The following is an 11,463-nucleotide window of genomic DNA, read 5'->3' as shown; positions in this document are numbered from 1 at the left end:
ACTAAAAACATTAGTAAAATTATTTTAAAGTAACATTAAAAAATAAATTAATCAAATATAAATTAAAAAAATAATTATATTTTTAATAAAAATTAAGTTTTTTTTAACCAAAGTACAATTTCATTAACGAATAAAGAAGAAACAGGAGTTTTTTTATTTTTTAAAGAACAGGTCCAAATAATCTTAACTCTCCAACCTAAAAGGGATAACAATCGAATATTAACATGATCTCGTTCAACATTCCTTTTTAACTTTTGTTCCCAAAAATCAGTATTTGACGAGGGTAAACGACCATATTTACAATCATGAGAATGCCAGAAGCAACCGTGAATAAATATAACGGATTTATATTTCGGAAAAACAAGATCAGGTTTTCCGGGCAATGTTTTATCGTGCAAACGATAACGAAGTCCTAAATGAAACAAAGACTTTCTAACAGATACTTCAGGGGTCGTATCCTTATGTCCAATCGCAGACATAACACGACTTCTGGTAGTCTTATCTAATCTATCCATGAAAAAATAAAAGTCCGAAAAGACAAATTCGGAAGAGGAGGGATTCGAACCCCCGGTTGACGTAAACCAACTCCTGTTTTCAAGACAGGTGCATTAAACCGCTCTGCCACTCTTCCACTATCTATAATTACCTCTTAAACAGAAAGGTGAGCGAAAGATACATTTAATAGAGAAATTTTTTCCATTAAAATTGATCAAGAAATCTAATATCGTTTTCAAAAAACAAACGAATATCCGATATTTCGTGTCTCAACATAGCCAATCTTTCTACTCCCATACCGATGGCGTATCCAGAATAAATTTCTGAATCGATGCCCCCGTTTTTCAACACTTTCGGATGAATCATGCCAGCTCCCGCAACTTCCAACCAACCGGTCTCTTTACACAAAGAACAACCTTGAGCTCGACATTTAATACATTCGATGTCCACTTCTATTCCCGGCTCCACAAAAGGAAAATAGCTATGCCGAAACCTTAAATTGATTCGGGAATCACCGAAAAATCTTCTAAAAAAACCTTCCAAAAGATTAGTCAAACGAGATAAACCGACATCTCTATCAATATGGAATACTTCCACTTGATGAAATGCTACGTGAGAGCGAGCCGATATATCCTCATTACGAAAACACAATCCCGGCGCTACTATACTTAAAGGCAATTCGGATTCTTTCATTGACCTTACTTGAACGTTCGAAGTATGCGTTCTCAGCAAATAGTTCTCTTTGACATAGAACGTGTCATGCATAAGTCTGGCGGGGTGATCGGGAGGAAAATTCAATAAAGAAAAATTATTATCTTCCGTTTCAATATTAGGCCCTTCTTTTACGAGAAAACCCTTCCGTACGAACAAATCGGTAATTTCTTCGAGAACGTTTTTCAAGATATGACCCTTTCCTTTAAAAACAGAAGTTCCAGGCAAGGAAATATCCACTTTTTCGGATTCGAGTTTAAGACTCTCTCCACCTAGAATCAATTGACTGTTCTTATTGGCAAGTTCACTCTCAATGAATTGCTTAAAATCATTAACGGATTTACCGAAAGAAGGCCTCTCGTTAAGAGGAAGGTTTCTTAAAATTTCAGAAATTTTTTTAAAAAAACCCTTTCTCCCAAGATACTTAATTTTGATGAGCTCCAGATCTTCAATAGATTTCACCAATGGAAATTCGTTCAAGAAATCCCGTTTGGCACGCTGAAGTTCCTTATCACAATCCATTAACTTTTCCTAAGCCACTAACGCCTCTTGCAAGCCTTGTTTAACTTGTTCGGCAAGAACGGAAAAACTTTCGGGAGAATGAATAGCCATCTCCGATAGCATCTTTCGATTCAGTTCCGAACCAATCAATTTAAGACCGCTCATGAAACGACTATAAGACAAACCGTGTATTTTAGATGCTATTCCCAAGCGCATAATCCAAAGTTTACGAAAATCACCTTTTCTTGCTTTTCTATGTGCATAGTTAAAGGCCATAGCACGTCTGACTGCAGACGTAGTCTGTCGGATGTGCCCTTTTCTGTCTCCCCAAAAACCTTTAGCTTGTTTCAATATTCTTTTACGACGACCGCGCGAAGCAACCGCACCCGTAGCTCTAACCATAAAAATAAACTCCCGACTATACCATCATCATACGTTTATACATTTTGACCTGAGAATCATCCATGATCGGACTTCCCGATAATCTTCTCTTAGTCAAAGAGCTCTTCTTAGTGAGTTTATGCCTTTTTCCTTGACAAGACCTCTTAAGCTGCCCACTACCGGTTAACGCAAAACGGGATCTAGCAGCCTTATTGCTCTTCATTTTTGGCATCAGACTTTTCCTGCTTTTTTTTAATTTTAATAATTCCTGGGGCCAAAATACAAATTAAGGAGCGTCCCAGTAACTTGGGTTCCGCCTCAACAGAACCTAAATCCTCCAAGGATTCACTCATACGTGATACGACTTTATGACCGTGCTCGGGATAAGCCATTTCCCTCCCACGGAATGTACAAGTGATTTTTACTTTATTTCCTTTTTCCAAAAAATGTTTGGCCTGTTTGAGTTTAGTCAAAAAATCATGCTCATCAATATTGGGTTTCAATTTAACTTCCTTAACCCTAATTTGATGTTGAGCTTTCTTATTATCCTTTTCTCTCTTAGTAGCATCGTAACGATACTTTCCGTAATCCATAATCTTACAAACAGGCGGTTCTACATTAGGTGCTATCTCAACCAAATCCAAACCGGCTTCCTTGGCAATATCAGTAGCCTCCCTGATACCGACAACCCCAACCTGTTCTCCATCTGCATTAATCAAACGAACTTTTTGTGCTCTAATTTGCTTGTTCGTTCTTAAACCGACGCCAGCCATTCTAACCTATGTTCTCAAGTCCTGAATCCAAAAAAATAAACCTCTTCGTGCAAAAAAATCCGATAGCACTAGGGCCAAACCAAAACAGAGCATCTTATACGTTCCGACATTTGCAAATCAAGTGAATACTCTAAAGCAGAAAACAATCGATTCTTAAAATCGATTTAGGAAACAAATACACAACGTCAATGTCAATGATATATTTTTTGGAGTTTTTAGATTCAATTTAATTCTTGAAAATTAAATTTTTAAAAAAGCAAATATTAAATTAAAATAAACTTTACCTATCACCTAAAAAATTCTTTCTGTAATCTATTTTCTTAGTACTATTCGGAAAATTTATGAAAAAAAAACGTGCGAGTTTTTCAGGTGATTTCCCTAAAAAAAAACTCCGAGAAATTATCATACAGATGCTCTATTCGATTGATGCCGGAAATTCCGACATCTCTCTCATAAAGCTAGTAGGAGACGAACTTGAAATTGCCAAAAGACATGTTTCTTCGGCCTACGCGGAAGCTCTTGTCATTTATAATGATAAAGATCGTTTGGACAAGATTTTGATATCCGCTTCCGAAAATTGTCCTTTCGGACAAGTTACACGTTTAGAAAAAAATGTCATGCGTCTAATCATTTTTGAATTTCTGGCTTTAAATGAAGACCCTTCTCAAAAAAATCTGTTGATTACGGAAGCTATTCGTCTCGTCAAAAAATTCAGTACTTCCGAAGCTTCAAAATTTATAAATGCCGTTTTGGATTGCGTGTTCTATCCCGAAAAACATTCTTCTCAAAACGAAACTTAAAATCATGACCACGCCTCTTTTATAACCGGGAATCCCAATTTTTGAAAACTTATGAACCATACACTGTCTTCAATCATTCATAAGTTTCCTCTTCCAACCCTCAATAACGTTCCCTTAAAACGATTTTCTACATTCGGAATCGGCGGTCCTGCCAGACACTTGAGCATCCTCTCTTCTCGCAAAGACACCCGGTTAGCCCTTTCATTCGTACACCGATATAATATTCCTTTCTTAATTCTAGGACACGGCTCCAACTGTTTATTCAGTGATAAGGGTTTTGAAGGCATTATTTTACTAAATAAATTAAAAACAATATCTTATGATTCCCAAAAACATCTTTTAACCGTCGAAAGCGGTTATCCTTTTACTGCCTTAAGTAAATATTGCGAATCAAAAAATCTTAATAATTTAGAATTTGCTTATGGTATTCCGGGAACCGTGGGAGGGGCTATTTTTATGAATGCCGGAACCGGTGCTTACAACGTAGCTTCCGTTTTGGTTTCAGCTACGTTTCTCGATAAATCCGGTAAAGAAATAACGTTATCGAAAGATGAACTTTTATTCGATTACCGAAAATCGTTTTTTCAAAAACATAGAAATTACTTTATTTTATCCGGCGTCTTTTCGGTTGCTCCTGTGGTCGAAACAACCTGTCAATCAACCGCACCCGTGTCTTTAAATAAACAAAGATTCTTAACCCAACCGTATCGAGAAAAATCTTTAGGCTGTATTTTTCGCAATCCTTCCGGTTCCAAAAGTGCCGGTCAATTAATCGATGAATGCGGATGCAAGGGATTGACTAAAGGAGATGCCTATGTATCTTCTTTACATGCCAATTTCATTATTAATAAAGGACAGGCACGAACCGAAGACGTGCTTGACCTTATTCAATACATTAAAACTATCGTTCTTGAAAAAACCGGAACCATGCTTGAAGAAGAAGTGATGATTATTTCTTCAACCGATCCTAATGTCGAGACATAATAAAAGTTTCCGGAGGATTATTCCGATTGACGATTCGGTAATTAAATACCGTCCACTTCTTTGAATCCAATTCCGCAACAAACTCCCGCACCACTTGCAATTCCGATAAACCTTCTTGATGACCGGGATAACAAGTTACTATAATATGCCCATTCGGATTAAGAATAAACACAGCATTACGTAAACTCATAATCGTTATATCCGCAATTGTAGTACAGGATCGATCTCCCCCCGGCAAATAACCTAGATTGTAAATTACCAAATCAGCTTCCGTTTCCAAAAATACGTCATGTGAACAGTGCTGAAATATAATCGTATGCATCTCCTCTTGAGTTAAATGTGTCGATAAAAGATTTCTACTCTTGTTCAATGCCGCTTCTTGAATATCATATAATGACAATTGACCCTGTCCCCGAAGCAATTTAGCTATACATAAAGCATCTTTACCGTTTCCGCAAGTAGCATCTATGATCTTATCTCCGGGTTCTATCACCAAAGATAAAAAGTTATGCACCCATGAAACTATTCCGAAGTAAGACAAACGACTCATAATATTCCCTCAAACGGTAAATAACAAGTAATCACCATAATTCTGCTGACTTAAAAAAGGTAAATCCCTTAACATTGAGACTCTTGATAAGGGGTATTAGCTCAGTTGGTTAGAGCGCCACGTTGACATCGTGGAGGTCAGCTGTTCAAGTCAGCTATATCCCATTACTAAAGACGGATCGATATATTGCTTTTCCCTTGCCTCTCCATAAGCTCTCGAACCATGAAATCCCATGAGCTTCTTTGTCAATGATCACATAATAGGGCGATTCCGATTCCGAGATTAATGTCTCTCTAATTATACTGATGGACTGCTTTAAAAACGGTTCGTCATCCGTTACCACTATCAAATCTCCTTTCTTTTTTAATACTCTCCGTACCTCAAGCATAAAACCTTTTGTAATCAATCGGTGCTTAGCGTGTCTTGTTTTAGGCCATGGATCAGGGAAATGGATAAAGACTTTTTCCATTGATTGATCGATAAGATAATTGGAAAAGAAAGTATTTGCTTCACCGTAAACCACCAGTAGATTTGCTATCTTGCAGTTCATATACTTGGAAAAAATCTTCCTTACACGATCAAATCTTTTCTCGACCGCTATCCAATTACAATCAGGATTTTTCAAGGCTTGTGCGATGACCCAGTCTCCGTTACCAGAGCAAATTTCACAATAAACGGGGTTATCGTTGCCGAATATAGACTCATGCGAAAAATCAGGCAAACGATATTCCGAATGAGCAAAATAAAAGTTAGGGACGGAGAAAAGACCCTTGGAAAGAAGGGGTTTTCTTTCATCCCATTGATAAGGCATTTTAAGGTTGTGAGGTCTCATCATTACCCAAGATAATTAAGAACGAGTGTATTCCGAAAAACCCTAAAAAACAATAGCCTAAAAAGATTACCAATTCAAACTTCCGGCAGTCTGATACTCGGTAACTCTGGTTTCAAAAAAGTTCTTTTCCTTATTGAGATCGATGGTCTCGCTCATCCAAGGGAAAGGATTTCTGGATCCATAGATGGGGTTCAATCCGATCCTCTCTAAACGACGATCTGAGATATGTTGAACATAATCGATGAACATCGATGACTTAAGTCCCAAGATTCCTCGGGGCAAGCAATCTTCAGCATAGGCAATTTCCAACTTAACGGCTTCTCTAACGAGTTCAACGATTTCATCCTGTAATTCCTGGGACCAAACGTCCGGATTTTCTTCCTTAATCCCATTAATAAGATCAATTCCGAAATTCAAATGAATAGTTTCATCTCGCAAAATATACTGATATTGCTCTCCTATTCCTGTCATTTTATTTTGACGATGGAATGATAAAATCATAACAAAACCACTATAGAAAAAAATGCCTTCCATAATCACGTAATAGCCGACTAAATTTTTAATGAACTTACGTATATTTTCCACGGAATCGGTAGAAAAATCGGATTTTAATACGTCTTCAGTCAATTTCATTTGAAAATCGTCTTTAGCTTTGATACTCACCTTTTCATTGTAAGCATTAAAAACTTCTCCCTCATCCAATCCTAAGGACTCGCAAATATACAAGAAAGTGTGAGTATGAACGGCTTCCTCAAAAGCTTGTCTCAATAAATACTGTCTCGCTTCAGGATTCGTTACGTGTTTGAAAATAGCCAAGACAATATTGTTTCCGACTAAACTTTCAGCCGTACTGAAAAAACCTAAATTCAATAAAATAACACGTCTTTCATCTTCGGAAATATTGTTGGATTTCCATACCTCAATGTCTTTCGCCATAGATACTTCCGTAGGCAACCAGTTATTAGCACATCCATTGGTATAATGTTCCCAAGCCCATTTATATCTAATCGGCACAAGCTGATTGACATCTACCGTGTTGCAATTGATCAAACGTTTTTCCGTAACACATACTCTTTTACTTTTACCTTCGATTATTACTCCGTTACTCATCTTCTCACTCTCCTTATAAATATCATGATTAACTATTGGCAGGATTCACAAGCTTCTTCCAGACTGCAAACGAACGGACCTTCCGTAACTCGTTTGACGACAATTTCATTGGAAGCCGATTTATTTTTCATCCATCTCGGCTGGATCCCTCTTTTATTAATATCCGTAGAAGACTTTTCTATCGAAGTAGCACCTAAAGCTCTCAAATAATAAGTCGATTTCAATCCCTTTTGCCAAGCTAACAAATACATATAAGCCAACTTATTTCCGTCAGGCTGAGCTAAATATAAATTCAAAGATTGAGCCATATCTATCCATTTTTGCCTACGAGCTCCGCATTCGATGATCCATTCAGGATCAATTTCAAATGCAGTTAAAAATAATTTTTTCACGTCTAAAGGAACTCTTTCTATTTCCATCAAAGACCCATCGAAATATTTTAAATCATCTACCATTTCCTCATCCCACAAACCGATCGATTTCAATTTATCAATTAAAAACGTATTCGGAATCGTAAAATCTCCCGATAAATTCGATTTGACGAACAAATGTTTGTAAGTCGGCTCTATGGATTGAGTAACACCGACGATATTTGAGATAGTTGCCGTGGGTGCTATGGCTAAAACATTGCTGTTTCGCATGCCGTGTTGTTTAACGGATTCACGAACGACTTCCCAATCCTTTCGATACGACATATCGATATCAATGTGCTCTTCTCCCCGTTCACGTCTTAATAATTCCAAAGTATCCAGAGGCAATAATCCTTTTGACCACTTCGATCCTTCATAAGTCGCATAAGTGCCTCTTGCCGCCGCCAATTCGGAAGATGCCAGAATGGCATAGTATGATACCATTTCCATACTTTGATCAGCAAATTCGACAGCAGCCTGTTCCGCATAGCTAATGTTAAGCTTATATAAAGCATCCTGGAATCCCATAATACCGAGACCGACCGCCCTATGTCTGGAGTTCGCCGTATATGCTTCGTCTATCGGATAAAAATTCGTATCAATAACGTTATCCAAAATTCTTACGGCCGTTCTAATGGTTTGAGCCAATAAAGCTTCATTGATGACTCCATCCTGAATATGTGCCGGAAGGTTGATTGACCCAAGATTACATACTGCAGTTTCTTCTTTCGAAGTATTTAACATAATTTCCGTACAAAGATTTGAGCAATGAATAACTCCGACATGATCTTGAGGCGAACGAATATTTGAAGGATCTTTGAACGTAAGCCAAGGATGACCCGTTTCATAAACCATACTTAACATCTTACGCCATAAAGCAGTAGCTTCTATACGTTTAAATAAGGTTATTCTACCTTCATCGGCTTCTTTCTCATAAAACTCGTACAACCTTTCAAATTCTTTACCGTAAGCCGAATGTAATCCGGGAACATCATTAGGACTGAATAAAGTCCATTGTCCATTTTTCAGTAAACGCTTGAAAAAAAGATCCGGTATCCAATTAGCGGTATTAATATCATGTGTTCTACGACGGTCGTCTCCAGTATTCTTTCTCAACTCCATAAAGTCTTCACTATCCAAGTGCCAGATCTCTAAATAAACACACATAGCGCCTTTTCGTTTTCCGCCTTGGTTAACAGCAATTGCAGTGTCATTACCCACTTTGATAAAAGGAATGACCCCCTGACTTCTACCGTTTGTCCCTTTAATAATAGAGCCGGTTGCTCTCACGTTTGTCCAATCGTTACCTATCCCTCCAGCCCATTTCGACAACATGGCATTATCGGAAATGACTTTATAAATATTTTTCAAATCATCTTCTATCGTAGATAAATAACAGGAACTCAGTTGAGAATGAGACGTTCCCGAATTAAATAAAGTAGGAGTGGCAGACATATATAAAAACGAAGACATGACGTTATAAAATTCAATAACCCGGATATTTTTTTCACTACCCTCGTTGAGCGATAAACCCATAGCCACTCTCATCCACAAAATTTGAGGAGTCTCCATACGCTTATCCAAATTCTGAATAAAATAACGGTCATATAAAGTTTGAATACCGATATAAGAAAACTGTTTATCTCTGTCTAATCTCAAGGCATTGCTCAAAAACTCCAGATCAAAATCCAAAAGAGCGGGCGACAATCGACCGATAGCAACTCCCTCATGAATATAATTTTTAAAATATTCTTTATGTTTGATCTCCAATTCCAGATTATCTATGTCAAACCCTAATACTTCTCGATAAAGAACACTCATCAAAAGATCTGCAGCAACATAACCGTAATCCGGTTCTTTTTCTACATTTGCCCTGGCTGCCATTATATAGGCCGCATCCAATTCGGATTCTTTCATGCCTTCATAACAATTCATGAAAGCCATTTCAGCCAACAATTCAGGGTTAACCGTGTCCGGAAATCTTTTCGATATGAAAGACAATTTTGTCACGAGATCCGACTTTGAAATTCTATAAGTATCACCGAAAGCTGTCATAATTCCATAGTCTTCAATCTCTTTATCATTTTTTAAGGAAACATCTTGTTTTTTCCTTTCTTGGGCTCGATCTTGTCTATACAAAATGTAATTTTTAGCCACGTCATAATAACCGGAGACCATGAGAATCTGTTCTACGAGATCTTGAACGGTTTCAACATCAATACTATTCTTTTCCAACTCGGAATCGACAATAGTTTGAATAATACGATGAGTTAAATCATTAACGGTTTCAATAACTTCGGTCGAGTTGGTTTCTTTTAAATCAAGAGTCGCCCGAAAAGCTTTTTCGATAGCGGAAGAAATTTTAATCGGATTGAAACGAACGGAACTTCCGTCTCTTCTCCGAATTTTCAAAAGACTCCAAGAAGTTCTTTCCATAGATTTGTGCTTGCAATTATAACCCAAATAATTTTGAGCCACATCGGACATACCCATATTATGTAATTGATATCCCACTATATCTTGAACTCTTTCAACCGTAACGGTATCTCCTTGAGCGATATCGGATAAAAGTTCCTTAACTACGTTTTGCGTAACTTGAGAAACGGTATTCTCTAAATTTTCGGGTAATTCATCTTTCGAAGAAATACTTTTGGCATCTCTTACAGCCGCTTCAAGAGCACGAGAAATACTATCCCTCCGAAACGGTACGAACATTCCGTTTCTTTTAACAATCGAACACTTGCTTTCTTCGACATTCAACATAACCTCGCTCCCGCTTTTTCATTCACCGTTTTCGTCCGTGTTTTGCATACGCAAAATACTCGTTGTCTTCTAACTTTTTTAAGTCAATTTTTTTAAATTCCCAATATCTTGTGATACATTTAATACATATATACCATATATAGTATTGATACATTTTATCTTCAATCGAAAAAACGATTGCTCTCCGTGAAAAAAAAGGGTTCGGAGAGATTTAAAAAATCCCATCAAATAGTATTTTCTTTAATAAAAATTAGTTCCCGGAAGCTTGTTGATTTTCTCTTTATCGGCTATGTTATAGGAAATACGAAAATCGAAAAGATCATGACAACTAAGAGTCGTTTACACATTAAAACACGCGGAAAAAGAGTTTATTTAGCTCCGAATGTTATTACGGCTTTTGCTCTATGTTGCGGATTATTCATCATCTTTAAAAGCATGTTAAAAGAACCTAATCGAGACTTATGTCATGTTCTAAGAGGACTGTCCATTCTTCTTTTGATAGCGATGGTCGCCGATTTTGCAGACGGAGCCGTAGCGCGGATCATGAAAGCAGAGAGTGCTTTCGGCGGTCAGTTTGATTCCTTATCCGATTCCATAACTTTCGGAGTTGCACCTTCTTTAATTACGATCAAAAGTTTATCGGATTTTCAATTCGCCCGTCCTTTCAATTCGTTGTTGTTGATCTCCGCTATGATATATTCCCTATGTGGTGTCTTAAGGCTGGTTCGCTATAATATAAGATCCCTAAAATGCGATGCCGGAGATTCTTCCGAAAAATCGGGATATTTTACCGGTCTCCCTATTCCGGCCGCAGGCTCAGCGGTTGTTTCGGCAACTTTACTTTTATCTTCCAATTATGGAGAATACCTATCTCCGAAAATAAAACTGTTCTCTCTTTGTTCGATCTTAATCGTTATCGGAGGATTAATGGTTTCTCGGTGGAAATTTCCTAATTTAAAAAACCTGCATTTTAAGATCCGTTCTTTTTCTTTTGTTTTAATCTTGGGTATCATTGCCGGAATTTTTTTCTTAGGTATCATCGATTATTTTATCGAAATGTTTTTTTTAGTTTCTTGGTCATATATAGGAGTTGTATTTCCCGCTTTCCTACTTTTTCGCTCAAACATCGATACTTCATCTCCTGAGGATTAGA

At 37.3% G+C, this 11,463-nt stretch carries 11 protein-coding genes and 2 tRNA genes; 4 read left to right on the top strand and 9 right to left on the bottom strand.

What is annotated here, in order from left to right; all coding sequences use genetic code 11:
• Window positions 1-92 precede the first annotated feature (92 nt).
• The 5 genes from vsr to infC all read right to left on the bottom strand — a co-directional run bounded on the left by vsr (window position 93) and on the right by infC (window position 2,861).
• A complete protein-coding gene (vsr, locus tag RSA43_04550) occupies window positions 93-515 on the bottom strand; it encodes a DNA mismatch endonuclease Vsr (GenBank protein ID MEG2496543.1) in 423 nt (140 codons plus the stop codon).
• 29 nt (window positions 516-544) lie between these two features.
• Window positions 545-631: transfer RNA gene (locus tag RSA43_04545), tRNA-Ser, on the bottom strand.
• Window positions 632-699: 68 nt separating this feature from the next.
• Window positions 700-1,728, bottom strand: coding sequence for a phenylalanine--tRNA ligase subunit alpha (pheS, locus tag RSA43_04540; protein ID MEG2496542.1), 1,029 nt, complete (start codon window positions 1,726-1,728; stop codon window positions 700-702).
• Window positions 1,729-1,737: 9 nt separating this feature from the next.
• The gene (gene rplT / locus RSA43_04535; GenBank protein MEG2496541.1) at window positions 1,738-2,109 is read right to left on the bottom strand and encodes a 50S ribosomal protein L20; all 372 of its coding nucleotides are present in this window, start codon (window positions 2,107-2,109) and stop codon (window positions 1,738-1,740) included.
• Window positions 2,110-2,297: 188 nt separating this feature from the next.
• A complete protein-coding gene (gene infC / locus RSA43_04530; protein MEG2496540.1) occupies window positions 2,298-2,861 on the bottom strand; it encodes a translation initiation factor IF-3 in 564 nt (187 codons plus the stop codon).
• Between the two features lie 341 nt (window positions 2,862-3,202).
• Here infC and RSA43_04525 point away from each other — a divergent pair, with 341 nt between their 5' ends.
• The gene (locus RSA43_04525; protein MEG2496539.1) at window positions 3,203-3,661 is read left to right on the top strand and encodes a transcription antitermination protein NusB; all 459 of its coding nucleotides are present in this window, start codon (window positions 3,203-3,205) and stop codon (window positions 3,659-3,661) included.
• A 51-nt stretch (window positions 3,662-3,712) separates the two neighbouring features.
• Window positions 3,713-4,645: a UDP-N-acetylmuramate dehydrogenase gene (gene murB / locus RSA43_04520; GenBank protein ID MEG2496538.1), complete on the top strand. Its 933-nt coding sequence runs from the start codon at window positions 3,713-3,715 to the stop codon at window positions 4,643-4,645.
• Here murB and RSA43_04515 read toward each other — a convergent pair.
• On the bottom strand, window positions 4,629-5,195 hold the full coding sequence (locus RSA43_04515; protein ID MEG2496537.1) for a class I SAM-dependent methyltransferase: 567 nt from the start codon (window positions 5,193-5,195) through the stop codon (window positions 4,629-4,631). The genes murB and RSA43_04515 overlap by 17 nt on opposite strands.
• Window positions 5,196-5,285: 90 nt before the next feature.
• Between RSA43_04515 and RSA43_04510 the strand changes: the two genes are divergently transcribed.
• Window positions 5,286-5,359, top strand: a tRNA-Val gene (locus RSA43_04510).
• On the opposite strand, the gene RSA43_04505 is transcribed toward RSA43_04510, so the two are convergent.
• The 3 genes from RSA43_04505 to RSA43_04495 form a co-directional block, all read right to left on the bottom strand.
• Entirely contained in the window at window positions 5,350-6,030 is a 681-nt protein-coding gene (locus RSA43_04505; GenBank protein MEG2496536.1) for a tRNA (guanine(46)-N(7))-methyltransferase TrmB, read from the bottom strand. The two genes, RSA43_04510 and RSA43_04505, sit on opposite strands and share 10 nt — an antisense overlap.
• A 63-nt stretch (window positions 6,031-6,093) precedes the next feature.
• Window positions 6,094-7,137: a ribonucleotide-diphosphate reductase subunit beta gene (locus RSA43_04500; protein MEG2496535.1), complete on the bottom strand. Its 1,044-nt coding sequence runs from the start codon at window positions 7,135-7,137 to the stop codon at window positions 6,094-6,096.
• A 32-nt stretch (window positions 7,138-7,169) separates the two neighbouring features.
• Window positions 7,170-10,310, bottom strand: coding sequence for a ribonucleoside-diphosphate reductase subunit alpha (locus RSA43_04495; protein ID MEG2496534.1), 3,141 nt, complete (start codon window positions 10,308-10,310; stop codon window positions 7,170-7,172).
• 321 nt (window positions 10,311-10,631) lie between these two features.
• On the opposite strand from RSA43_04495, the gene RSA43_04490 reads away from it, so the two are divergent.
• Window positions 10,632-11,462, top strand: a complete 831-nt coding sequence (locus RSA43_04490; protein MEG2496533.1) for a phosphatidylcholine/phosphatidylserine synthase — start codon at window positions 10,632-10,634, stop codon at window positions 11,460-11,462.
• The last annotated feature ends 1 nt before the right edge of the window (window position 11,463 follow it).

This window comes from Victivallaceae bacterium (assembly GCA_036659455.1).
Lineage (GTDB): Bacteria > Chlamydiota > Chlamydiia > Chlamydiales > Chlamydiaceae > JAVXCN01.
The sequence above is the reverse complement of the archived record's forward strand: the minus strand, read 5'-3'. Positions and strand labels throughout refer to the sequence as shown.